Source organism: Pseudideonella sakaiensis (assembly GCF_048320135.1).
Lineage (GTDB): Bacteria > Pseudomonadota > Gammaproteobacteria > Burkholderiales > Burkholderiaceae_C > Ideonella_A > Ideonella_A sakaiensis_A.
Window position 1 is genome coordinate 5,067,427 of sequence record NZ_CP182947.1, and the last position, 22,014, is coordinate 5,089,440.

A 22,014-nucleotide genomic window follows, 5' to 3' on the forward strand; every position below is an offset into this window, starting at 1 on the left:
GGCTCGTCAGCCTGCGTCGCCGCGCGCGCGCAGCAGCCAGTGCCGCTCGCAACCGGCATCGCCGCAGCGATCGCAGACCCACTGCCAACGCGGCTGCGCGGTGTCCTCATCGCTGCGCTGGCGCAGCGTCCAGGCGCGTCTGACGGCCGCCAGTGCGGCATCGATGCGTTGCTGGCCACTGCCGGCAACAATCGAATAGGCGACGCCGGTGCGCTGCAGCGCGCCGCGCAGCAGCCGGTCGACCGGCTCGCGCACATGCGGCCCGTCGCGCTGCAGGCCATCGGCGATCCACGGCAGGTCGAGCGCGGTCAGCAGTGTCAGGTCGCAGCGGGCCTGCGCCGCCTCTGCGCTGGCATACAACGATGTATCGCCGAAAACCAGTTCGCTGTAGACGGCGATCATCAGCGCCGTCGTATCGGCAATGACGATGTCGTGGCCGGCCGCCGCGGCGTCGGCAATGCGATTCGTCTGCGTCTGTGCGATCAACGCCTGCTCGTCGATGCGCGGCGTGCGGCGATGCTGATCGCAGAATTCGCGCAGCGTTTCGCCGACGACGGCGACCCGCAGGCCGTCGGCAATCAGCTGCTGCTGCAATGCCGCCGCCAGCGTCGATTTGCCGGTGCTTTCGGCACCGACCAGCGCGACGACCATCGCCGCTTCAGGCAAGCCTCTGCTCCGCTGCGATCGCCGCAGTCGGCTGGTTGTTCGCGAGGCGCCGCCAGGCCAACCAGCCGAGCACCGACAACACGACGAACAGCGCGTACAGCAACACCGTCAGCCACAGGCCCTTGTGCACGAACAGCGCAACGCTGACGATATTGACGATCAGCCAGGCCAGCCAGTTCTCGACATATTTGCGGCCGAGCAGCCACTGGCCGAGCAGGCTGCCGGCGGTTGGAAAGGCGTCGAACCACGGCACGTCGGAATCGGTGTAGGTGGCGAGCAGCAGCGCCAGCGCCGGCCACGCCACCGCCATCGTCGCCAGCAGCGCCCAGCGTTTGCGCGGCTCGAGCCAGCGCACGCGCAGCGGCGCGCCGCTGTCGGTCGTGCCGCGCAGCCATTGCCACCAGCCCCAGAACGCGACCGTGATGAAGACCAGTTGCAGCCCGGCTTCGCCATACAGCCGGCTGTCGAGGAACAGTGCGGCGTAGAGCGCCGAGCTGACAATTGCCAGCGGCCAGGCCAGCGGATTGACACGCATGTTGCAGCCGACCATCACCAGCGCCAGCACGAAGGCGACGATCTCCAGCCAGGTGACCGGCGAACCCCACGCCGTGAAGGCCGGCACGAGCAGCGGCTGCAATGGAATGAGCCAGGATTCCACGATGGGTGTCGATCAGGAAGATGCAGCGTGCCGAGCCGGCGCGCCGGTCGGCGCAGCGGCTGGCATCAGGGCCGGCGCTGCGCGACCTGCACCAGGATTTCGTCCGGCTTGATCATCCCGAGCTCGAAACGGGCCTTTTCCTCGACCATCTCGAGCCCTTCCTGCAGGTCGCTGACCTCCGCCGCCAACTGGCTGTTGCGCGCCTTCGCGGCGAGGTTTTCCTGCCGCTGCCGTTCCAGCTTGTTGCTCAGTTCGATCGTGCGCGGCACGCCGCCACGGCCGAGCCAGAGCTCGGCGTGGACCAGCGTCAGCAGCACGATCAGAACAACGGTGATGGCGCGCATGAACGGGCAGGGCGGCGGCCGGAAAAAAACTCAGCGCAGGTTGTAGAACGCGCTGCGGCCTGGATAAAACGCGACGTCGCCGAGGTCCTCCTCGATGCGCAGCAACTGGTTGTACTTCGCGATGCGGTCGCTGCGGCTCAGCGAGCCGGTCTTGATCTGGCCGGCATTGGTGCCGACCGCGATGTCGGCGATCGTCGAGTCTTCGGTTTCTCCGGAACGGTGGCTGATCACCGCGGTGTAGTTGGCGCGCTTGGCCATCTCGATCGCGGCGAAGGTCTCGGTCATCGTGCCGATCTGGTTGATCTTGATCAGGATCGAATTCGCGATGCGCTCGTCGATGCCGCGCTTCAGGATCTTCGTATTGGTCACGAACAGGTCGTCGCCGACCAGCTGCACCTTGTTCGCGAGCCGTTCGGTGAGGTGTTTCCAGCCCTCCCAGTCGCCTTCGTGCATGCCATCCTCGATGCTGATGATCGGGTATTTGTCGACCCAGGTCGCGAGCATGTCGGTCCACTCGGTCGCCGACAACACCAGGTTCTCGCCTTCGAGGTGGTATTTGCCGTCCTTGTAGAACTCGCTGGCGGCGCAGTCGAGGCCGATCGCGATCTGTTCGCCGGCGGTATAGCCGGCCTTGTCGATTGCTTCCAGGATCATCTGGATCGCCGCCTCGTGGCTGTCGACGTTCGGCGCAAACCCGCCTTCGTCGCCGACCGAGGTCGGCATGCCCTTGTCGTGCAGGATCTTCTTCAGCGCATGGAAGACCTCGGCACCGTAACGCACCGCTTCGCGGAAGCTCGGCGCGCCGACCGGGATGATCATCAACTCCTGCAGGTCGAGGTTGTTGTTCGCATGCGCGCCGCCGTTGACGACGTTCATCATCGGCACCGGCATCTGCATGCCGCCGGAGCCGCCGAAATAGCGGTACAGCGGCAAGCCGCTTTCCTCGGCCGCGGCACGTGCCACTGCCATGCTGACGGCCAGCGTCGCATTGGCGCCGATCCGGCTCTTGTTGTCGGTGCCGTCGAGGTCGATCAGCGTGCGGTCGAGAAAGGCCTGCTCGCTGGCATCGAGGCCGAGCACGGCTTCGCTGATCTCGGTGTTGACATGTTCGACCGCGCGCAGCACGCCTTTGCCGAGGTAGCGGTTCTTGTCGCCGTCGCGCAGCTCGATCGCCTCGCGCGAACCGGTCGACGCGCCACTCGGCACCGCGGCGCGGCCCATCGTGCCCGATTCGAGCAGCACGTCGCATTCGACGGTGGGATTGCCGCGGCTGTCGAGGATCTCGCGGCCGACGATGTCTACGATCGCACTCATTGTTTTCCTTTTGGCACAGGTGGCCGTTCAGATCGAGGCGTCCACGCCCTCGACGACGACCATGTTGAAAAATTCGGTGGCGCCGGCGCGTTTTGCGCGCGCTTGGCGGTACATCTCGTCGTCGTAGAAGGCCTTCGCCTGCTCGAAACTCGGAAAGCGCAGCATCGCGATCCGCGATGGCTGCCAGTTGCCTTCCAACGTCTCGTGGCGGCCGCCGCGCACCAGGTATTCACCACCGGCGGCCTTCACCGCGGCCGGTGCCGCCGCCATGTACTGCTTGTACTGTTCGGCGTCGGTGATCTTCATGTCGACGATGATGTAGGCGGTCGGCATCGACGCTCCTTGGCTGGCTTCAGCAGCTGAAATCGTTCTCGAGCAGCGGTTGTTTCTTGACGACGCGGTCGAGCGCGAGCAACTGCTCGAGCAAGGCCTTCATGTGTTTCAGCGGCACCGCATTCGGGCCGTCGCTCATCGCATTGGCCGGATCGGGATGGGTTTCCATGAACAGCCCGGCGATACCGACCGCAACCGCCGCCCGCGACAGGACGGGAACGAATTCGCGCTGGCCGCCGCTGCTGGTGCCCTGGCCGCCGGGCAGTTGCACCGAATGGGTCGCATCGAAGACGACCGGCGCGCCGGTCTCGCGCATGATCGCCAGCGAACGCATGTCGCTGACGAGGTTGTTGTAGCCGAAGCTGACGCCGCGTTCGCAGGCCATGAAGCTGTCTTCGGCCAGCCCCTTCTCGCGCGCCGCGGCACGGGCCTTGTCGATGACATTCTTCATGTCGTGCGGCGCGAGAAACTGGCCCTTCTTGATATTGACCGGCTTGCCCGACTGCGCAACGGCGCGGATGAAATCGGTCTGCCGGCACAAGAAGGCCGGCGTCTGCAGCACGTCGACGACGGCGGCCACCTTCTCGATCTCGGCTTCGCTGTGCACGTCGGTCAGCACCGGCACCTGCAGATCGCGCTTGACCTTGGCCAGGATCTGCAGACCCTGCTCGATGCCGGGGCCTCGGAAGCTGGTGCCGCTGGATCGGTTCGCCTTGTCGTAGCTGCTCTTGAAGATGAACGGAATGCCGAGTTCGGAGGTGATTTCCTTCAGCCGGCCGGCGACATCGATCTGCAGTTGTTCGGATTCGACGACGCAGGGGCCGGCGATCAGGAAAAACGGCTTGTCGAGGCCGACCTCGAATCCACACAGTTTCATGCTGCGAGCTGCTCGTTGTGCGCGCTCTGGTGGGCCAGTGCCGCGCGGATGTACGAAATGAACAGGGGATGACCTGCCCACGGCGTCGACTTGAATTCCGGGTGGAACTGCACGCCCATGAACCACGGGTGCACCGAGCGCGGCAGTTCGACGATCTCGGTCAGCTTTTCGCGCTGCGTCAGCGCCGAAATGATCAGCCCGGCCTGCTCGAGCCGCTCGAGGTAGTTGACGTTGGCTTCATAACGATGGCGGTGCCGTTCCGAGACGACGTCGCCGTAGACCTCGTGCGCCAGCGTGCCCGGCTTGACGTCCGAGCTCTGCGCGCCGAGCCGCATCGTGCCGCCGAGGTCGGAATTGGCGTCGCGTTTCTGGATCGAACCGTCGGCATCCTGCCATTCGTCGATCAGCGCGATCACCGGCTCCGGCGTCGAGGCGTCGAATTCGGTGCTGTTCGCCTTCGTCAGCCCGGCCTTGTGGCGGGCAAACTCGATTGTCGCGACCTGCATGCCCAGGCAGATGCCGAGGTAGGGCGTGCCGTGTTCGCGGGCATATTGCGCCGCCAGGATCTTGCCTTCGACGCCGCGCACGCCAAAGCCGCCGGGCACCAGGATCGCGTCGTAGCGGGCGAGCTTGCCGATGTTTTCGGTCGTCAGGCCCTCCGAATCGACATATTCGATGTTGACCTTCGCGCCGTTGTGGATGCCGGCGTGGCGCAGCGCCTCGTTCAGCGACTTGTACGAATCGGACAGGTCGGTGTACTTGCCGCACATCGCGATCGTCACCTCGCGCTGCGGGTGCTCGACGCGGTCGACCAGTTCGTCCCAGCGCTTCAGGTTCGCCGGCGGCGTGTGGATGCGCAGCTTGTCGCAGATCAGGCCGTCCAGGCCCTGCTCGTGCAGCATGCGCGGCACCTTGTAGATCGTGTCGACGTCCCAGACCGAGATCACGCCCCATTCGGGCACGTTGGTGAACAGCGAGATCTTCTCGCGCTCCTCGGCCGGTACCTCGCGGTCGGCGCGGCACAGCAGCGCATCGGGCTGGATGCCGATCTCGCGCATCTTCTGCACCGTGTGCTGGGTCGGCTTGGTTTTCAGCTCGCCGGCGGCGGCGATGAACGGCAGATAGGTCAGGTGGACGAAGGCCGAATGGTTCGGCCCCATCTTCAGGCTCAACTGGCGCACCGCCTCGAGGAAGGGCAGGCTCTCGATGTCGCCGACGGTGCCGCCGACTTCGACGATCGCGACGTCAACCGCCAGGTCGGTGCCAATGCCGGCGCCGCGCTTGATGAAATCCTGGATCTCGTTGGTGACGTGCGGAATCACCTGCACCGTTTTGCCGAGGTAGTCGCCGCGACGCTCCTTCTCGAGCACGCTCTTGTAGATCTGGCCGGTCGTGAAATTGTTCGAGCGCTTCATCCGGGTCGTGATGAAACGTTCGTAGTGGCCGAGGTCGAGGTCGGTTTCGGCACCGTCGTCGGTGACGAAGACCTCGCCATGCTGGAACGGCGACATCGTTCCCGGATCGACGTTCAGGTACGGATCCAGCTTGATCAGGGTGACCTTCAGGCCGCGCGATTCGAGGATGGCCGCAAGAGAGGCTGCCGCGATGCCCTTGCCCAGCGAGGACACCACACCGCCGGTGACAAAGACGAACTTGGTCATTGGATGGAGCCGTCGTACGCAGGCTCTGGTGGTAAAGCGCGATTATAGGCGTCGGGTCGACCCGCCCGCGGCCGGCTGGGCGCCGAATTCGTGCAACCAGCCGAGCACCGCCGCTGCGGTCTCGGCGGGGCGTTCGAACGGGAACAGGTGGCTGCCTTCCAGCCAGCTGATGCGGCCGGCGCAGACCTGGCGCGTCATCTTCAGCCCGACCTGTTTCACCTCGGCCGATTCGCTGCCGGCGATGAAGGCGACCGGGCACTGCAGCGGCTTGCGGCGCAGCAGTCTGGCGATGTGGTTCGGCAAGGTGTTGTAGATCGCGGTTTCGATCTCGCGGTCGAAACCGAGCCGCAGGCCATCGGCCTCGGCTTCCATCCCCGCGTCGACATAGTCCTGCAGCACACCCGGCGCCCAGCGGGCGAAGGCCTTCTTGCCGGCGAAATGCTGCAGCGCGTGCACCGCGTTGCTCCAATTCTGGCGGCGCCGCTTCGACACCGCGCCCGGCGTGAAGCGTTCGCCGATGCCGGTCAGTTGCGCAAACTGCCACGCCCGGCCAAGCATCGGCGGCAGCAGCGGCGAATCGAGCAGCACGATGCCGCGCGCCAGATCGGGCCGCTCGGCCGCCGCCAGCACACTGAGAAATCCACCCAGCGAATGGCCGACCAGCCAGACCGGCGCGGCCGCTTTGGCCTCGATGAAATCGACCAGCTGGTCGCGCAGATGCGGCCAGTTCAGGCTGACCGGATAACGCTCGTCGTGGCCGATCTTGTCGAGCGCGCGGACGTCGAAGCCGGCGTCGCGCCAGACCTCGAACAGCTGCCGGTAGGTGCCAGCGGGGAATCCGTTGGCGTGCGAAAAGACGATGACCGGCCGCGCGCTCAAATGATCTTCTGCCCCGGGTGGCTGATCTTGCGCATCGGCTCGTAGCGGCTCGGTGCGCCCTGCAGCGGCAGATTGCCGTTGGCGCTGCCCCAGTGCGGGTCCTCGAGCGAATCGAAGACCTGGCGCAGCCGCTGCCCCCAGCTGTTGTGCACCATCTGGAAATACGGGTTGTTGTCGTCGATGCAGATGATCTGCTCGGTCTGCAGGCGGTTGTTTTCGTAGACCAGCAGGTCGAGCGGCATGCCGACCGACAGGTTCGAATTCATCGTCGAATCCATCGACACCAGCGCCGCCTTCGCGGCAACCTCGAGCGGCGTGTCGGGAACGATCAGCCGATCGAGTACCGGCTTGCCGTATTTCGATTCGCCGATCTGGAAGAAGCAGGTTTCCTGCGTCGCCTCGATAAAATTGCCGGCCGAATAGACAAGAAACAGCCGCATCGCCTCGCCATTGATCTGGCCCCCGAAGATCATCGATGCATTGAAATCGACGCCGCTCGCCTTCAGCGCCGGCCCGTCTTCGGCATAGACGCGTCGCACCGCGGAGCCGAGCACGCGCACCGCATCGAACATGCTGGTCGCATTCCAGATCGTGATCGGCGGCGCGTCGGGATCGTCGCCGCCGGCCGGGATCTTCTCGATCTGCAGGATCTCGCGCACCGACTGGCTGATCGACAGGTTGCCGGCCGACAGCAGCACCATGAAGCGGTCAGCAGGCCGCTCGTAGACGATCATCTTGCGGAAGGTGCTGATCTGGTCGACGCCGGCATTGGTCCGCGAGTCGGACAGAAAAACCAGCCCGGCCTTGAGCTTGATGCCGATGCAGTAGGTCATGGAGAAGTGCCGCTATTGGGATTGAAGTATTTTGAGCTTGTACAACGCAGCCAGCGCATCGCGCGGGCTGAGCTGGTCCGGGTCGATCTCGGCCAGTGCCGCTTCGACCGCCGACGGTTCGCTGTCGGGCAGCTCGGCCGGTGCGGCGAACAGGTCGATCTGCGGCTGGTGCGCGGTCTGCTGGGCTTCCAGCGCCTCGAGCGTCGCCTTTGCCTGGCGGATCAGCGTCGCCGGCATGCCGGCCAGCCGCGCCACCTGCACGCCGTAGCTGCGGCTCGCCGGGCCGGGCTGGATATCGTGCAGAAAGACGATGCGGTTGCCGCTTTCGGCGGCCGATACATGCACGTTGCGCGCCTGCTGGTGGCGGGCCGGAAATTCGGTCAGCTCGAAATAGTGCGTCGCGAACAGCGTGAATGCGCGGTTGCGGTCGTGCAGATGCGATGCGATTGCGCCGGCCAGCGCCAGGCCGTCGAAGGTCGAGGTGCCGCGGCCGATCTCGTCCATCAGCACCAGCGAGTGTTCGCCGGCGTGGTTCAGGATTGCTGCCGCCTCGGTCATCTCGAGCATGAAGGTCGATTGCGCATTCGCGAGGTCGTCGGCCGCACCGATGCGGGTATGGATCGCATCGATCGGGCCGAGCCGGCAGGCGCGCGCCGGCACGTAGGAGCCGATTGCCGCAAGCAGCGCGATCAATGCGATCTGCCGCATGAAGGTGCTTTTGCCGCCCATGTTCGGGCCAGTAATGACGAGCATCCGGTTCTGGCTGTCGAGCCGGCAGTCGTTGGCCATGAAATTGCCGCCGCCGGTCTCGAGCAGCCGCGCCTCGACGACCGGATGGCGGCCGGCGCTGATGTCGATGCACGGTTCGCGGACGAACTCGGGCCGGCACCAGTTCAGCGAGATCGCCCGCTCGGCCAATGCACACAAGGCATCGAGCGTCGCCAGCGCGCGGCCGAGGTCGACCAGCGTGCGCAGATGCTGCTGCAGCTGGTCGAGCAACTGCTCGAACAGCCACTTTTCGCGCGCCAGCGCGCGTTCCTGCGCCGACAGCGCCTTGTCCTCGAAGCTCTTCAGTTCCGGCGTGATGTAGCGCTCGGCATTCTTCAGCGTCTGCCGGCGCTGGAAGTCGGCCGGCACCTTGTCGAGCTGGCCCGCAGTCACTTCGATATAGAAGCCGTGCACCTTGTTGAACTGCACACGCAGGTTGCTGATGCCGGTTCGGGTGCGTTCGCGAGCCTCGAGGTCGAGCAGGTAGGCATCGCAGTTCTGGCTGATGCCGCGCAACTCGTCGAGTTCGGCATCAAAACCTTCGGCGATCACGCCACCGTCGCGCAACAGCACCGCAGGAATTTCGGCAATCGCCGATTGCAGCAACTGAGCGACCGCCGGCGGCGGCGCCAACGCGGCGGCCACCTCGCCGAGCAGTCCGCCGGCCGAGCCGGCAAGGTCATGCGGCAGCAGTGCGCGCAGGCTCGGCAGCAATGCCAGCGTGCTGCGCACCCCGGCCAGTTCGCGCGGCCGGATCTGCCGCAACGCCAGCCGCGAGCTGATGCGTTCGACATCGCTGATCTCGCGCAACGCGGCGCGCAATGCGTCGATGCCGTGATCGATCAGCACCCCGATCGCATCGTGTCGCTGCTGCGCTGTCCTGCGCTCGCGCTGCGGGTGCGTCAGCCAGTGGCGCAGCGTGCGGCTGCCCATGCCGCTGCGGCAGGTATCGAGCAGCGACAGCAGCGTCGGTGCGGCTTCGCCGCGCAGCGTCTGCGTCAGCTCGAGGTTGCGATGCGTTGTCGGCGGCAGGTCGAGCAGGTCGCTTGAGCGTTCGACACTCAGCGTCTGCACATGCGCCAGCGCCTGGCCCTGCGTGTGCTCGGCATAGCTGAGCAGTGCGGCAGCGGCAGCGTGTGCGGTGCCCAGTTCCTGAGCATCGAAGCCGGCCAGGCTCGCAACCTGCAACTGCTCGCAAAGCTTGCGCTGACCGAGTGCGGCATCGAATTGCCAGGCCGGCCGGTGTGTCACCGCGATCCGGCTGCCGGCGAGCGCGGCGGGTATCGCATCGCGATCGACCAGCGCTTCGGCGGCGTCGAGCCGGGCCAGCCAGCCCGGCAATTCGTGTTCGGCGCATTCGGTCAGGCCGAGGCGGCCGCTCGACAGGCCGAGCCAGGCCAGGCCGTAGCTGGTGCGGCCGCGCTGCCGTGTCGTCGCCAGGGCCAGCAGCAAGGCATCGCTGTTGTCGGCCAGCAGTTCGCTGTCGGTGACGGTGCCCGGCGTGACGACGCGGACGACCTTGCGTTCGACCGGCCCCTTCGAGGTCGCGACATCACCAACCTGCTCGCAGATCGCCACCGCCTCGCCGAGCTTGATCAGCTTCGCCAGATAGGCCTCGACCGAGTGCACCGGCACGCCGGCCATCACGACCGGCTCGCCGGCACTCTGGCCACGCGTTGTCAGCGTGATGTCGAGCAGCCGGTTGGCGCGCCGCGCATCGTCGAAAAACAACTCGTAGAAATCGCCCATCCGGTAGAACACCAGCGTATCCGGGTGTTCGGCCTTGATGCGCAGGTACTGGGCCATCATCGGCGTATGGCCGGTCAGATCACCCTTCAACAGGTCGGCGGTGGAGGTCGGTTCGGTCATGAAGCCGCGCATCTTAGGCGAGGGGTGGGGGCCGCCAGCAAACTGCACTTGCCGGGACGGCAATGCGTATCGTGGATTTTCAGGGGTTTACCCGGTTGGTAGCTGCCCGGTTGACCGCCGGGTCTTGCGTTTTAAGGTGGTCTTGGCAGCCGCTGATGGACAGTGGCTGTTGCAACGCCATCGCCTGCCGTCGTGCGGTGGCCATTTCAGGCTGCCTCAGGCAGATCGGAAGAAAGGCAAGAATGAAAAACAGGAATCAGGCAGCTGCCGAGATGGCAGACATGAGCTCACCTGCAAAGGAAGCCAGGATCGCGCAGAAGATTTGCCACAAGGGAATCGCTGCAATCGCGGTGTTGATCGGCATGCTCGTCCTCCCGCAGAGTGCCCAGGCTGAAACCTTCTACGCCTGCGTGAAGGGCAAGAAATTGAGGATGGTCGGGGCCGATGACGGTTGCAAGAAGAAGGAGACCAAGATCAGCTGGAACGACGTTGGCCCGGCCGGCCCTCCCGGCCCTCCGGGCCCCAAAGGCGATCGGGGTCCACAGGGCGCCATGGGCCCGCCAGGACCGGCTGGCCCTGCGGGATCTGCAGGTGACGCGGTCGCTGCCGTATGTGAAGCGCTCGGCTTCCCGTCCGACTGCAAGCTGGGGGAACTGCTACCGACCATCGCGCCACCGGGGACGGTGTGGGTTCCTTCCACCGGCTTGCTCTGGGAGAAGAAGGAGGATTGCGGCATGGCTATGCCGTACGCCAATCCGCACTGCATGCAGAACGAATACCAATGGTCCGCTACCGGTACTGCATTCGACGGGACTGTCGCTACCGTTTTCTTGGCGCTGTTGAACGACACCAGAGAGCTCGGTGCGAACTGCTTTGCGGGGTTTTGCGACTGGCGGCTTCCGACGATCGAGGAATTGCAGACCATCGCGTCGCCGTCCCTGTGTGACGGTGGAAGAAAGCCGTGCTTCGATACAGCCATTTTCGGGCCAACCACCCCAGGCTTTTATTGGTCGTCCAATACCTATCTGGCCTGGCCACAGCCAGTCTTTGCGCAGGGCATCGGGTTGTCCGGAGATGTAACCAATGCCCTCAAGGTCGATAGCCGCCCGGTGCGCGCAGTTCGCAACGGGCGTTGATCGTCGCGGCGTGCTTTGCATTGATTTGAGCCCAGGCTCCAGGCGTTGCTGGGCGCGTGTGCTCCCTGCGTTTCAGGCTGCGCGAATTCGAAACCGAGTCTAGTGGGCCCGCGTTGCAATGGCTCGCCACCCACGCAAGTGACGAGCTGCAACGCCGGCAGGTTTTGATCTCTGCGCCGAGCCGGCGTATGGTTGGTTCCTGAGCCACGCATGCAAGGCAGCAATGCGAGCCGCGTTCCGAGGTGTCGCGACGATGCGAGTCTGCAGACAACTCCGTCCTGGCGCCGCTGGCAGTGGCGACGCTGCTCAGCGTCGACATCGCTGCGGCCTTCGACCCGGATGCCTGGGCTTTGGTCACTGTGCCCGAGCCTTCGAGAGTAGGCAGGCCATGATTGACGCGATTTGAAATTCGGGCGGGACGGGAGTAACCAATATGGCCGCTCGCCGTTGCCGGCTCTCGGCCCATTGCAGCCGACCAACCTTGTTTTGCGGCATGCTTCGTTTGGAGCGGGAGCGCTGCGGCGGGGTACCCTGTTCCGTTCATGTCCCCTGGGGTCGAACATGACCGAGCGCTCGCTCCAGACGCGAACGACCCCTCCTCCTTTACTTCACTGCACAGGGAACCCCACCGCAGCGCTCGGGGCCGGCTCGTGCGGCCCGCAGCGCTCCGCGCGTGATCCGACCCCGGGGGAGAGAGCCCGGCCACAAACAGTCCAGTGGACTGTTTGTGCCTGGCGAGCGCCCGGCGCCCCTGCCCCGGGCATGGAGGGCACCCAGTACCCCGCCGGCCCGAGCCCGCCGAGGCGCAGCGCATGAATGAGCGAGCGGCCGCCAAGGGCCGTTGGCCGCGCGCCAGCGCTGCCGTCTCGGCGCCGTGAAACCGTCATTCATTTGGCACTCCGACGCTGACCCTCCAAGGACGGGGATTTCAACGCCGCCTTGAAGGTTTCGGCCACTTCGTCCATGAACAGCGCGGCCAGTGTGCCGAGCGGGCGATGGAGCGGAGACGCCGAGAAAACCGGGATGTGCAGGGCCGGCGTGATGGGCAGGATGTCGATGTTGCCTGCTGCGACGCTGGCCGCCGTCAGTTCATCGACGAAGGCCACGCCAACGCCTGCGGCGGCAAGCGAGCAGGCGGTGTGTGCAAAGCGGACGCTGACGACCGGAGCGACCGGCGGCTCGAGCTTGGACAAGGCCCTCGCGACGAGTTGGCCCTGCGTCGTGTGCGTGTCGAAGCTGATCAACGGCAGCTTGCTGACATCGTTGGCAGACACCTTCGCCTTCGACGCAAGCCCATATTCCCGCGGCCCGACACAGACCATGCGCATCTGTCCGATGCGTTTGATCCGCAGCAGCGGGTGGTCGATCGCCGCAGCCCCGACGCCGACATCGGCATGCCCCATCACCAAGGCGTCGACCAGTGCCAGCGACGAGAGCACCTCCATCTCGAAGCGGGCCGACGGCATTCGCCGCAGCAGGTTCGAGATCACGCGCGGCACGACCTGCAGCCCCAAACTCGGGCCGCAGACGATCCTGAGGGTGGAGTGCGAGCCATCGCCCAATGAACCCGCAAAGGCCTGCACCGTTTGCACACCCTTGTAGACCTGCTGTATGCGCTCGAAGAGTTGGCGTGCCTCCTCGGTCGCCAGCAAACGCCCCTTCAGGCGCTGGAACAGTCGAACGCCCAACTGCTGCTCCAGATGTTTCACGGCCCGGCTGATCCCGGGTTGCGTGACGTTGAGCAAACGTGCGGCGTCGGAAATGCTGCCGCTCAGCATCACGGCGCGAAAGATCTCGATCTGACGCAGGTTCATGACGATTCCTCCCTATAACCGGATGGCATGAATCAACGCATTATCGGCATTGGACGTGATGAGATGCCCTGGCGAGAATCCGCGTCGGGAATCCAGGAAAAAGACCATGCCAGCCATTGCCGAGACCTCGTTTGTCGACCCAACCGGCCTCGAAGGTGCGGTGCGGCGCATCGCGGTCATCGGATACGGCCTGATCGGCGGCTCGCTCGCACGGGCGGTGCACGCCAGATCCGCGACCAACCAGGTCCGGATCTGGGACCCCGAGGACGCGGCAAGGCGCGTCGCCACTGAACAGATCGGGGCGAAGTGTGTCGCGACATCACTCTCGGCGGCTGTGGCCGGCGCCGAACTGGTCGTGATTGCCGTGCCCACCCGGTTTTTTGCGGCGGTCTTCCGCGACGTGATGGCAGCAGCCGGGCCGGCGACCGTGGTGTCCGACGTCGCGAGTGTCAAGGGGGCGATCGTCGATGCGGTTCGCGGGTTGCCGCTGCAGCAGTTGTCGCGTTTCGTGCCTGCGCATCCGATCGCAGGCTCGGAGCAGTCGGGCGCCGCATATTCCAGGCCGGATCTGTTCACCAACTGCCAGCTGATTCTTTCCCCGATGCAGGAGACCGCCGCAGGTCCATTGCAAGCCGTGTTCGAGTTCTGGCGCGATCTGCAGACCCGCGTCACCGTGATGTCGCCGAAGGCGCACGACGAGGTCTACAGTGCCGTCAGCCACTTTCCGCATCTGCTGGCCTTCGCCTACCTCGGCGCGCTGGCCGCGTCGAATGCCGGCCACGACTACGCGGCGATGGCAGGCCCAGGGTTTCGCGATTTCACGCGCATCGCGGGGTCCGATCAAATGCTTTGGGCCGACATCTGCGTCTCCAATCGACAGGCGCTTCTGAACGACATCGGCAATTTCAGGCGCGAGTTCGAGCACCTGTGCACGCTCCTGGGCGAGGGCGACCGCGTCGGTCTGTCCGAGCGCTTCGCTGCCGGCAGGCAGCTTCGCCTGGCATTCGAACGGCATGCGGCAACGGCCGCGTGACCCGCCTTGCCACCGGAAGACCTTCTCATCCCCTCATCCATTCAACAGGAGACATCACTTGAAAACAAACCACCTTCGCCGCGGCCTGATCGCGATGGCGCTGCTTGCGGCGACATCGGCATTTGCACAGAGTTTCCCGTCGCGGCCGATCCGGCTCGTCGTTCCCTATCCGCCCGGTGGCCCTCTCGATATCGCCGCGCGCGCGCTCGCCGACACCGTGCGGCCGGCGCTGGGAACGGTCGTCGTCGAGAACAAGGCCGGGGCAGGGGGCAATATCGGCGCCGACAGCGTTGCAAGGTCGGCAGCCGACGGCTATACCGTGCTGCTCGGTGCGGTCGCCACGCATGCGATCAACCCGTCGCTGTACGCCAAGATGCCCTATGACGCGGTCAAGGATTTTGCGCCGATCACATTGATCGCCAATGTTCCGAACGTGCTCGTGCTGAGCCAGCAGTTCGCGACGGAGAACAAGATCGCGACACTGGCCGATTTCATTGCCTATGCGAAGCGCAACCCCGGCAAGCTGGTCTACGGGTCGGGCGGCAACGGCAGCGCAGGCCACCTGGCCGGCGAACTGTTCAAGCAGCGTACCGGCACCTTTGCCGTCCACATCCCGTACCGCGGCGCCAGTCCGGCCCAGCTCGCGCTGCTGAGCGGCGAAGTCCAGTTCATGTTCGACAACCTGGCGTCGGCAGCACCACGCATCCGCGAAGGCAAGGTCAAGGCGCTGGCAGTGACGACACGTGACAAGGCCGCTGCCTTCCCGGAGCTTCCGACGCTGTCGGCTTCGGGCATCTCCGAACTGAAGGATTTCGAGATCAGCACCTGGTTCGGCCTGTTTGCGCCGGCCGGGACACCGAGCCCGGTTCTCGACAAGCTCCACAACGACTTCGTCGCGGCGATCAAGTCGCCGGCATACGCCAAGGTGATGGATCAGCTGGCCGCGTCGGCGGCGCCGACCACGCCGCAGGAGTTCGCGCAGATCATCGCCCGCGATACCGTGAAGTATGAAGCGCTGATCAAGCGCGCGAACGTCAAGGTCGATTGACGGAAGGCTTGCCAGGCCGCGTGGGGGCTGGGCCGCGCCTGCGGAATGCTGGCTCCACCGCGAAGCCTTGATGGCAGGATCGAGCGCCGATCCGCCCTCGTTGCCGACCCCGCAGTCCTGTCGGCTTCACACCGGCAGGTTTTGATCTTTGCGCCGGGTAGGCGTAAGGTCAGCAGGCAAGGCCGCAGGCGCATGGCATGTCGGCATGTGCCTGTTGGCGGAGTGCAAGATGATGCAAGTCTGCAGATCGATTGGCATTTCGTCGGTGGTGGTGGTTTCGGCACTGTATGTCGCTGTTGCGCCCGCCGCGTCCGACGGTTCCGTGGCCGCGGCATTCGTGCCCGGACCGCTCGACGGCAAGACCTTCCGCGGCGCGTTGGGACCGGACGGCAAGCCCAAGGACACCCCTGACGTCTTCGTCTTCGAAAACGGAACCTTTGTATCGAAGGAGTGCGAACTGCGCTGCAAGTACCCGGCGCGGCCCTATTTCGTCCGCGGCGACGGCGACAGGATGGAGTTCATCAGCGAAACCCGTTGTCCCTACAAGGATGCCAGGATCACCTGGCGCGGAACCGTCGAGGGTGACCGCATCAGGGGCAAGTCGACCTGGGTCGTCAAGCGCTGGTACTGGAACGTCGAGAATACCTTCGAGTTCGAAGGCCGGCTGGTGCCGGCAGATACCTCGTCAGCTGCCATTGACTAGGGCTGCGGGATGCTGCAATCCTTGGCCGGGATACGCCGCAGCGCAATCGCCAAGATCCTGTTGCTGGTCGCGCTTCTGGTGATGCTGAACATCGCTGCGCGCGAGGCCGTCGGGCTGCTGGACTTGACCATTCGGCCGAGAACCGAGGACATGGTGCACCGCACCATCATGATCTCGGCGCTGCTGTATGTGGTGTTGCTCGCGATCCCGTTCGTCCCCGGGGCCGAAATCGGGCTTGCGCTGATGGCGATGCTCGGGCCGCAGATCGCGCCGCTGGTCTACCTGTGCACGCTGGCCGGCCTCGCGCTTGGTTTCCTGATCGGCCGCCTGGTGCCGTTGTCGATGCTGGCGCGGTTGGCGCATGACTGCAGGCTCGAGCGCGCCGCGCGACTGCTTGCCGAGATCGAGCCGCTGGACCAGGATCAACGGCTGGCGCTGTTGATCGAGCGTGCACCGCGCCGCTTGCTGCCGCTGGTGTTGCGCCACCGTCATCTGGCGCTGGCATTGGCGCTGAACATTCCCGGCAACTACCTGATCGGCGGCGGTGGCGGCATCGCGCTGGTTGCCGGCATCAGCCGGCTCTACTCGGTCCCGGGCTTCCTGCTCATCATTGCGCTCGCGGTGGCGCCGGTGCCGCTGGCGGTACTGGTTTTCGGCAGCGGTTTTCTTCCGCATTAGGGCAACGCTGAACAAGTCCCTCACGGCGACCGCGTCCATGCTTTGAACGATCTGCGGCGCGGCGCGCGTGTTGGCCTGTTCGACGACGGCCCGGCCTGCTAGGCTTGCAAGGCTCCGAACGAAGACAGACGAAGGAGGGTCCGATGTCCGCCAAGCCGCCCGCTGGTCGCCGTCATGTCGCCGCGTCGCCGACCGCGATCGTGAAGGCTGGCTCGTTGTGCCACGAACTGCAGTCGCATGCCTTCGAGCGCTGCACCCACTTCTTCTATTTCATCGTCACGATGAAGATGGTCGTCCACGAATTGAACCGGCTCGGCGGCGCCGGCGCGCCCCATGCCTTCTCCCGATGGGTTTCGGTCAAGGCGACCGACCAGATCGGCAGCGGCCTGCGCAGCGACCATGAGGCGTATTCCGAATTCGCCAAGACCGATCCGGCGGTGGCCGATGCGCCGACCACCCATTTCACCCGCAGCGATGCCGCGCACTTCTGCAACCTCGGCTTGAAGGCCGGCCTCGATGCGGCCTGCCAGGCCAATGCCTTCACGCGCGACGGCTACGAGCGGCTGAAGGTTTATGCCGGCAATACGATGCAGTTGCCGCAGTTGATCAATATCGGGCCGGATCGCAAGCTCGACGTGCTGCATGGCGAACTGGCGACCGAGATGCTCGACGACGGCCAGCTGATCTTCACGCGCGAGCGCGTCAAAACCTACCGCAAACACGCGGTCGAGCGCATCACCGACTACCGCGATGGCAAGGTCAAGGCCGGCGAAGCGGGTCTGGCGGCCTGTGCGGGCTGTTATCTGGTGGCCTACGCCGACGACGATTTCAGCGACCGCATCTTTCGGCAGGTTTATCCGGAAATCATCGGCCTGTGCCAGGCCTCTGCGGATCTGAAAGGCAAGGCGCACCTGTTCTTCAGCTAGCGTCGATGCAGCCGAAAGCTTGATCGACCTCAAGCCGGGCACAGGTCGGGGAGGGCACCATCGTTGCAACCGATGGGGAATCCGCATGACGTCTTTCTTGACATCCGATCAACGAGCCTGGCTGCAGGCCGAACTCGAGCGGCGCCGGCGCGCATTGAGCGGGCAACTCGCCGACCATCTGCATGGCCAGACTCGGGCCGAACGTGCCGCTGACGTCGCCAGCCAGGACGCCGACGATGCGCCGCAACGGGTACCAGAGCGCGACATCGCGATGGCGCTGACCGACCGCGAACAGTGCGAACTCGATGCCGTCACTGCGGCGCTGCATCGCCTGCAGGAAGGGCCGTACGGTCGTTGCGACGATTGTGGTGACGATATCCCGTTTGATCGGCTGCAGGCCAAGCCATGGGCACAGCGTTGCGTCGCCTGCGCCACGCGCTTCGAGCAGCGCAGCCGCTGATCTGGCGCGAAGCCCGCGGTCTGCGATCGGACTCTCGATCCGATGCTGTGCCGGGCAGCGCCTGCAGCCTCGAATTGCAGGCCCGCCACAACCGGCTCAGGTTGACCGGCACCAGCAGCAGATGCAGCACGACCACCGGTGGCAGGCCCACCATCTGGCCGTAACTGATGAAGGCGGCGTTCGCCGCGAGGGCCAGCGCACGCAAATGGACCGGATCGATGCTGGCAAAGGTCGCCAGCATCAGCGTTGCGGCCAGCCATCCGAACAGATCTGCGGCACTCATCGACGATCTGGTGCAGACGTTGACAGCGCGAATCAGGGCGACGAAGGCGGCCGCCGGCAGTGCAGCCGGCGCCGCGTCGGTTCAGCGCGGCGCGGCCAGCGATCGGTCGATCGCACGTGTTGCCGCGAGCATCCAGCCATCGCGCCGCGCCTGCGGCGCTGCCAGTTCGATGCCATAGAGCTGCCGGCCATGGCGCGCCATCAGCAACGCGATCCGGGCCGCATCCTCGTCGCCACCATCGGCAAGCGCCGCAAACTGGTCGAATGCGCTCGCCCATTGGGTGCGTTCGTAGGCGGCAAAGGCCGCGCTGGCGGCCGGCGAGCGTTCGACATCGTCGTCGGTCGCGGCGAGGGCCGCGATGGGGCTGGCAAAGGCAGCCAACGCGATTGCCGCGCACTGCGTGGCGCGGCGCAGCGCGCCGCAGGCAAGTCTGGCTTGGGGCAGAGGGCTGGACATCTTGACCTCGTTGTCGGTGTGCCTCGGATCGAGACGCCTAGACTGTCGAAGACCGGCCCACCCGCCGTCATCCGCAAGATTGGGGACGCGGCGGAGCGAGCCGCCGCTGCGATGCGTCATCGCCGGCAGCGCGCGCTCAGGCCGCCCTCGCAGCGCAGCCCTATGGGGGCGCCTGCTGCATGCTGGTCAATTCTCTGCTTTCATGGTAAAACGTTACACTAATGTCGAAGTACATCGTTGCTGCCCGTTGTTCCGCCACTTCGCCGAGGCTGCAGCCGAAGGGCCAGAAGTGAATCCATGACGAAGTCAACCACCGCCACCATCGAGGATGTCGCATCGCTTGCCGGCGTGTCGACCAGCACTGTCTCGAACGTGCTGAACAAGCGCGAATCGCGGATGCGGGCAGACACGCTCGAGCGGGTGCGGCGGGCCATTGCCGAGCTCGGCTTTCGGCCGAACCAGTCGGCGCGTCGCCTGAAGACCGGGCACATGCCGATGCTCGGCCTGCTGGTGCCGTCGATCGCCAATCCGTTTTTCGGCGCGCTGGTGCGCTGGACCGAGGAGGCCGCCACCGCGCGAGGTTACGGCGTGTTGCTGTGCAATACCCAGCGCAGTCCGCAGCGGGAGCTCGAATATGCCCGCGCCTTCATGGCCCAGGGTGTGCGCTGCGTGATCATCGGTGCGCCACTGCAGGCGCAGCAGTACCTGGCGCCACTGATCGAAAACGGGCTGGCCGCGGTCGGATTCGACCGCAGCGCAGTGCCCGGCCGCATGCAGATGGACCATGTCAGCCTGGACAACCGCCGCGCCGGTGAGCTGGCGGCCGAACACCTGTTGTCGCTCGGCCACCGTTCGATCGCCTATGTCTCGGCGCCGGTGGATTCGAGCAACCGCCTGCAGCGCCTCGAAGGTGCTCGGCAAGCCTGCGCGCGGCACGGTGTCGTGTTGCAGGCTCACATCGACGAAGGTACGGATGCACACGCCGAACTCGAGCTGGCCGAACTCGGCCGGGTCGCGGCGCGCACGCTGACCAGTGGCGCCCGCCGTGCAACCGGTTTTGTCGCGATGAACGACACCGTCGCGATCGGGGTGATGGCCGGGCTTCGCGATGCAGGCCTGCGGGTGCCGGACGACGTCTCGGTGGTCGGCATCGATGATCTGTTCGTCGGCCACTACGTCAGCCCGGGCCTGACCACCGTGCGCCAGCCGATGAAGGCGATGGCTGCTGCGGCGGTCGACCGGGTGCTGGCGCGCCTGAAGCGGCCCGACGATCCGGCACACGAGCAGATCTTTCTGCCCGAAATGGTCGTCCGCGAATCGACCATCCGCTGTCGCACGATTGCCAACCGAAGGAAACAAGCCGCATGACCACGAACGCAACCACCACCTTCGTCACCGGCGGGGCGTCCGGCATCGGCGCGGCCATCGTCCGCGCCTGCGCCGCACGCGGCGACAACGTCGCCTTCACCTACTGGTCGAGCGCCGACGAGGCCCGATCCCTCTGCGCCGAACTCGGCGGCAGCGTGCTGACGCTGCGCTCCGACGTCACCGACGAGGCGCAGGTCGAGCAGGCGTTTGCGCAGGCGCTGGATCGGTTCGGCCATATCGACGTGTTGATGGCGAATGCCGGTGGCCTGCTGAAACGCGTCAAGTGCGTCGACATGTCGCTTGAGTTCTGGAACCAGGCGATCGCGCTGAACCTGACCAGCACCTTTCTCTGCTGCCGGGCGGCACTGCGCCACATGGTGCCGCGCCATAGCGGCAACATCGTGCTGATGTCGTCGCTGGCAGGGCACGATGGCGGCGGGCCCGGCGCCAGCCACTACGGCACGGCGAAGGGCGCGTTGCTCGCCTTTACCAGGGCGCTGGCCAAGGAGGTCGGCCCCGATGGCGTGCGTGTCAATGCGATCGCGCCGGGCCTGATCGCGACCCGTTTCCACGACCAGTTCAATACCCCCGAGGGCCGCGCCGCCGGCGTGTCGCGCACGCCGCTGCGCCGGGAAGGCCAGCCGGAGGATGTTGCCAATGCCGCGCTCCACCTCAGCTCGGACGCCTCGTCATTCCTGACCGGCGAGGTGCTCGAGGTCAACGGCGGCATGGGCCTGTACTGACGGCTGCAACGGTTTGCGGGGCAGCGGCGCCGGCTGCAACGCTGGCGGCATCAAGACTGTCGGTCGTCCTGACAGGCTGCAGCGGGATCCGCGTTTTCCCTAGGCGCAAAGACGAAGGAAAAGCTTGTAAAACGGTGGTGTAACGTTATACTAAACGCTGTGCCGAATGCTGATGCCCATGTGCGCATCGAACCGACGGCCAGACCGGATTACCCCCCCATCAGCAAAGGACAGGAGACGAGATGATTCCGAAACACATGGCGCTGGCCGTCGCAGCATTGATGGCTTCCGCCAGCTTCGTGACGCTGGCCGATACGCCGGTGCATCCGGCCGACCTGCTCGGCGGGTTGAAGCATTGGCACCTGACGCTGCCGACCAGCCAGGACCGCAAGGCCTTTCCGGCCGACCAGATCGATCAGCCGCAGCTGGCAACTTATTCCAGCGAGTGGTTCAAGCTGAACGACAAGAAGAATGCCGTCGTTTTCACGACCAACGTCGGTGGTGCGACAACCAGTGCCGGCACTGCGTTTGCACGCACCGAATTGCGCGAGCGTGATGCCCAGGGCGAGAAGGCGGCCTGGGAGTGTTTGACCGCCGAGCGCTCGATGACTTTCCGGCAACGCATCCTGAAAACGCCGACGCACAAGCCGCAGATGAGCGTCGGCCAGATCCACGACGCGAAAAACGACAACCTCGAGCTCTATTACAACGGCCCGAAGAAAAACACCAACGGCACGACCGACGTCGGCAAGATGCTCGCCAAGTTCAATGGCGAAAGCTCGAGCAAGGCACCGGTGCTCGACGATGAATACCAGATCGGCGACATGATGGTCGTGAAGATCTCGACCAAGGCTGGCGTGATGACGGTCGACTACAAGAACGAGCGCACCGGCAAGACCTCGACGGCGTCAAAGCCGTTCGAGAACGTCGTCGGGGGCTGCTACTTCAAGGCCGGCAACTATCCGCAGGCCTGCACGAAGACCAATGTCTACGGTGTCGAGAACCCGAACTGCAGCAAGAAGAGCTACAAGCCGGAGATGTTCGAGACCGATCCGAATGCGACCGCGGTACTCGAGATCTACTCGCTGAACATCGACTGATCCAGCCCGACGCCGCCCGCCGCCCGGCCTGATCCGGGCGGTGGCCGCTCCCATCGACAAGGCT

The 22,014-nt window shown here is 65.3% G+C and carries 23 protein-coding genes; 10 read left to right on the forward strand and 13 right to left on the reverse strand.

What is annotated here, in order from left to right; translation table 11 throughout:
- Positions 1–6: 6 nt before the first annotated feature.
- The 10 genes from ACNH6H_RS23210 to mutS form a co-directional block, all read right to left on the reverse strand.
- The gene (locus ACNH6H_RS23210) at positions 7–666 is read right to left on the reverse strand and encodes an AAA family ATPase (protein WP_418320642.1); all 660 of its coding nucleotides are present in this window, start codon (positions 664–666) and stop codon (positions 7–9) included.
- Complete coding sequence (gene pnuC, locus ACNH6H_RS23215; protein WP_418321466.1) at positions 659–1,327, reverse strand: nicotinamide riboside transporter PnuC; 669 nt, start codon at positions 1,325–1,327, stop codon at positions 659–661. Before pnuC ends, ACNH6H_RS23210 begins: the two co-directional genes overlap by 8 nt.
- 62 nt (positions 1,328–1,389) lie before the next feature.
- Entirely contained in the window at positions 1,390–1,668 is a 279-nt protein-coding gene (ftsB, locus tag ACNH6H_RS23220; RefSeq protein ID WP_418320643.1) for a cell division protein FtsB, read from the reverse strand.
- A gap of 30 nt (positions 1,669–1,698) precedes the next feature.
- On the reverse strand, positions 1,699–2,982 hold the full coding sequence (gene eno / locus ACNH6H_RS23225) for a phosphopyruvate hydratase (protein ID WP_418320644.1): 1,284 nt from the start codon (positions 2,980–2,982) through the stop codon (positions 1,699–1,701).
- Positions 2,983–3,009: 27 nt separating this feature from the next.
- The gene (locus ACNH6H_RS23230) at positions 3,010–3,315 is read right to left on the reverse strand and encodes a DUF1330 domain-containing protein (RefSeq protein ID WP_418320645.1); all 306 of its coding nucleotides are present in this window, start codon (positions 3,313–3,315) and stop codon (positions 3,010–3,012) included.
- A gap of 19 nt (positions 3,316–3,334) precedes the next feature.
- Positions 3,335–4,192, reverse strand: a complete 858-nt coding sequence (gene kdsA / locus ACNH6H_RS23235; RefSeq protein ID WP_418320646.1) for a 3-deoxy-8-phosphooctulonate synthase — start codon at positions 4,190–4,192, stop codon at positions 3,335–3,337.
- Positions 4,189–5,853, reverse strand: a complete 1,665-nt coding sequence (locus ACNH6H_RS23240; protein WP_418320647.1) for a CTP synthase — start codon at positions 5,851–5,853, stop codon at positions 4,189–4,191. Before ACNH6H_RS23240 ends, kdsA begins: the two co-directional genes overlap by 4 nt.
- Positions 5,854–5,895: 42 nt before the next feature.
- Positions 5,896–6,732: an alpha/beta hydrolase gene (locus ACNH6H_RS23245; RefSeq protein ID WP_418320648.1), complete on the reverse strand. Its 837-nt coding sequence runs from the start codon at positions 6,730–6,732 to the stop codon at positions 5,896–5,898.
- Positions 6,729–7,565, reverse strand: a complete 837-nt coding sequence (locus ACNH6H_RS23250; RefSeq protein ID WP_418320649.1) for a peptidase — start codon at positions 7,563–7,565, stop codon at positions 6,729–6,731. The genes ACNH6H_RS23245 and ACNH6H_RS23250 overlap by 4 nt, the downstream gene beginning before the upstream one ends.
- Before the next feature lie 12 nt (positions 7,566–7,577).
- Positions 7,578–10,202, reverse strand: coding sequence for a DNA mismatch repair protein MutS (gene mutS, locus ACNH6H_RS23255; RefSeq protein WP_418320650.1), 2,625 nt, complete (start codon positions 10,200–10,202; stop codon positions 7,578–7,580).
- A 242-nt stretch (positions 10,203–10,444) separates the two neighbouring features.
- On the opposite strand from mutS, the gene ACNH6H_RS23260 reads away from it, so the two are divergent.
- Positions 10,445–11,338: a DUF1566 domain-containing protein gene (locus tag ACNH6H_RS23260; RefSeq protein ID WP_418320651.1), complete on the forward strand. Its 894-nt coding sequence runs from the start codon at positions 10,445–10,447 to the stop codon at positions 11,336–11,338.
- Positions 11,339–12,225: 887 nt separating this feature from the next.
- Here ACNH6H_RS23260 and ACNH6H_RS23265 read toward each other — a convergent pair.
- Complete coding sequence (locus tag ACNH6H_RS23265; RefSeq protein ID WP_418320652.1) at positions 12,226–13,152, reverse strand: LysR family transcriptional regulator; 927 nt, start codon at positions 13,150–13,152, stop codon at positions 12,226–12,228.
- 106 nt (positions 13,153–13,258) lie between these two features.
- Between ACNH6H_RS23265 and ACNH6H_RS23270 the strand changes: the two genes are divergently transcribed.
- The 5 genes from ACNH6H_RS23270 to ACNH6H_RS23290 all read left to right on the forward strand — a co-directional run bounded on the left by ACNH6H_RS23270 (position 13,259) and on the right by ACNH6H_RS23290 (position 17,540).
- Positions 13,259–14,185 (forward strand): prephenate dehydrogenase, encoded by a 927-nt coding sequence (locus tag ACNH6H_RS23270; protein ID WP_418320653.1) that lies wholly within the window; start codon positions 13,259–13,261, stop codon positions 14,183–14,185.
- 94 nt (positions 14,186–14,279) lie between these two features.
- Entirely contained in the window at positions 14,280–15,233 is a 954-nt protein-coding gene (locus ACNH6H_RS23275) for a Bug family tripartite tricarboxylate transporter substrate binding protein (protein ID WP_418321468.1), read from the forward strand.
- Positions 15,234–15,465: 232 nt separating this feature from the next.
- Positions 15,466–15,936: a hypothetical protein gene (locus ACNH6H_RS23280; protein ID WP_418320654.1), complete on the forward strand. Its 471-nt coding sequence runs from the start codon at positions 15,466–15,468 to the stop codon at positions 15,934–15,936.
- A gap of 9 nt (positions 15,937–15,945) precedes the next feature.
- Positions 15,946–16,614: a hypothetical protein gene (locus tag ACNH6H_RS23285; protein ID WP_418320655.1), complete on the forward strand. Its 669-nt coding sequence runs from the start codon at positions 15,946–15,948 to the stop codon at positions 16,612–16,614.
- Between the two features lie 143 nt (positions 16,615–16,757).
- Positions 16,758–17,540 carry a hypothetical protein gene (locus tag ACNH6H_RS23290; protein ID WP_418320656.1) on the forward strand — a complete coding sequence of 261 codons (783 nt, stop codon included), beginning with the start codon at positions 16,758–16,760 and terminating at the stop codon, positions 17,538–17,540.
- Here the strand turns inward: ACNH6H_RS23290 and ACNH6H_RS23295 are convergent.
- Positions 17,533–17,868 (reverse strand): hypothetical protein, encoded by a 336-nt coding sequence (locus ACNH6H_RS23295; protein WP_418321506.1) that lies wholly within the window; start codon positions 17,866–17,868, stop codon positions 17,533–17,535. The two genes, ACNH6H_RS23290 and ACNH6H_RS23295, sit on opposite strands and share 8 nt — an antisense overlap.
- Here ACNH6H_RS23295 and ACNH6H_RS23300 point away from each other — a divergent pair.
- Positions 17,812–18,000 (forward strand): TraR/DksA family transcriptional regulator, encoded by a 189-nt coding sequence (locus ACNH6H_RS23300; RefSeq protein ID WP_418321469.1) that lies wholly within the window; start codon positions 17,812–17,814, stop codon positions 17,998–18,000. The genes ACNH6H_RS23295 and ACNH6H_RS23300 overlap by 57 nt on opposite strands.
- 364 nt (positions 18,001–18,364) lie before the next feature.
- On the opposite strand, the gene ACNH6H_RS23305 is transcribed toward ACNH6H_RS23300, so the two are convergent.
- Entirely contained in the window at positions 18,365–18,739 is a 375-nt protein-coding gene (locus tag ACNH6H_RS23305; RefSeq protein ID WP_418320657.1) for a hypothetical protein, read from the reverse strand.
- Positions 18,740–19,036: 297 nt separating this feature from the next.
- On the opposite strand from ACNH6H_RS23305, the gene ACNH6H_RS23310 reads away from it, so the two are divergent.
- The 3 genes from ACNH6H_RS23310 (at position 19,037) to ACNH6H_RS23320 (ending at position 21,950) form a co-directional block, all read left to right on the forward strand.
- A complete protein-coding gene (locus tag ACNH6H_RS23310) occupies positions 19,037–20,107 on the forward strand; it encodes a LacI family DNA-binding transcriptional regulator (protein WP_418320658.1) in 1,071 nt (356 codons plus the stop codon).
- Complete coding sequence (locus tag ACNH6H_RS23315; RefSeq protein WP_418320659.1) at positions 20,104–20,850, forward strand: SDR family NAD(P)-dependent oxidoreductase; 747 nt, start codon at positions 20,104–20,106, stop codon at positions 20,848–20,850. The genes ACNH6H_RS23310 and ACNH6H_RS23315 overlap by 4 nt, the downstream gene beginning before the upstream one ends.
- 242 nt (positions 20,851–21,092) lie before the next feature.
- Entirely contained in the window at positions 21,093–21,950 is an 858-nt protein-coding gene (locus ACNH6H_RS23320) for a polysaccharide lyase family 7 protein (protein ID WP_418320660.1), read from the forward strand.
- Positions 21,951–22,014 lie beyond the last annotated feature (64 nt).

What these genes read in the sequence shown, in the direction of transcription:
- ACNH6H_RS23315 (WP_418320659.1), top strand. Translation starts at nt 20,104, where the DNA reads ATGACCACGAACGCAACCACCACCTTCGTCACCGGCGGGGCGTCCGGC.
- ACNH6H_RS23295 (WP_418321506.1), bottom strand. Translation starts at nt 17,868, where the DNA reads ATGCAGCGCCGCAGTGACGGCATCGAGTTCGCACTGTTCGCGGTCGGT.
- ACNH6H_RS23275 (WP_418321468.1), top strand. Translation starts at nt 14,280, where the DNA reads ATGGCGCTGCTTGCGGCGACATCGGCATTTGCACAGAGTTTCCCGTCG.
- ACNH6H_RS23240 (WP_418320647.1), bottom strand. Translation starts at nt 5,853, where the DNA reads ATGACCAAGTTCGTCTTTGTCACCGGCGGTGTGGTGTCCTCGCTGGGC.
- ACNH6H_RS23265 (WP_418320652.1), bottom strand. Translation starts at nt 13,152, where the DNA reads ATGAACCTGCGTCAGATCGAGATCTTTCGCGCCGTGATGCTGAGCGGC.
- eno (WP_418320644.1), bottom strand. Translation starts at nt 2,982, where the DNA reads ATGAGTGCGATCGTAGACATCGTCGGCCGCGAGATCCTCGACAGCCGC.
- ACNH6H_RS23260 (WP_418320651.1), top strand. Translation starts at nt 10,445, where the DNA reads ATGAAAAACAGGAATCAGGCAGCTGCCGAGATGGCAGACATGAGCTCA.
- ACNH6H_RS23310 (WP_418320658.1), top strand. Translation starts at nt 19,037, where the DNA reads ATGACGAAGTCAACCACCGCCACCATCGAGGATGTCGCATCGCTTGCC.
- ACNH6H_RS23305 (WP_418320657.1), bottom strand. Translation starts at nt 18,739, where the DNA reads ATGTCCAGCCCTCTGCCCCAAGCCAGACTTGCCTGCGGCGCGCTGCGC.
- kdsA (WP_418320646.1), bottom strand. Translation starts at nt 4,192, where the DNA reads ATGAAACTGTGTGGATTCGAGGTCGGCCTCGACAAGCCGTTTTTCCTG.
- ACNH6H_RS23250 (WP_418320649.1), bottom strand. Translation starts at nt 7,565, where the DNA reads ATGACCTACTGCATCGGCATCAAGCTCAAGGCCGGGCTGGTTTTTCTG.
- ACNH6H_RS23290 (WP_418320656.1), top strand. Translation starts at nt 16,758, where the DNA reads ATGTCCGCCAAGCCGCCCGCTGGTCGCCGTCATGTCGCCGCGTCGCCG.
- mutS (WP_418320650.1), bottom strand. Translation starts at nt 10,202, where the DNA reads ATGACCGAACCGACCTCCACCGCCGACCTGTTGAAGGGTGATCTGACC.
- ACNH6H_RS23280 (WP_418320654.1), top strand. Translation starts at nt 15,466, where the DNA reads ATGCAAGTCTGCAGATCGATTGGCATTTCGTCGGTGGTGGTGGTTTCG.
- ACNH6H_RS23285 (WP_418320655.1), top strand. Translation starts at nt 15,946, where the DNA reads ATGCTGCAATCCTTGGCCGGGATACGCCGCAGCGCAATCGCCAAGATC.
- ACNH6H_RS23270 (WP_418320653.1), top strand. Translation starts at nt 13,259, where the DNA reads ATGCCAGCCATTGCCGAGACCTCGTTTGTCGACCCAACCGGCCTCGAA.
- ACNH6H_RS23320 (WP_418320660.1), top strand. Translation starts at nt 21,093, where the DNA reads ATGATTCCGAAACACATGGCGCTGGCCGTCGCAGCATTGATGGCTTCC.
- ACNH6H_RS23230 (WP_418320645.1), bottom strand. Translation starts at nt 3,315, where the DNA reads ATGCCGACCGCCTACATCATCGTCGACATGAAGATCACCGACGCCGAA.
- ACNH6H_RS23300 (WP_418321469.1), top strand. Translation starts at nt 17,812, where the DNA reads ATGGCGCTGACCGACCGCGAACAGTGCGAACTCGATGCCGTCACTGCG.
- ftsB (WP_418320643.1), bottom strand. Translation starts at nt 1,668, where the DNA reads ATGCGCGCCATCACCGTTGTTCTGATCGTGCTGCTGACGCTGGTCCAC.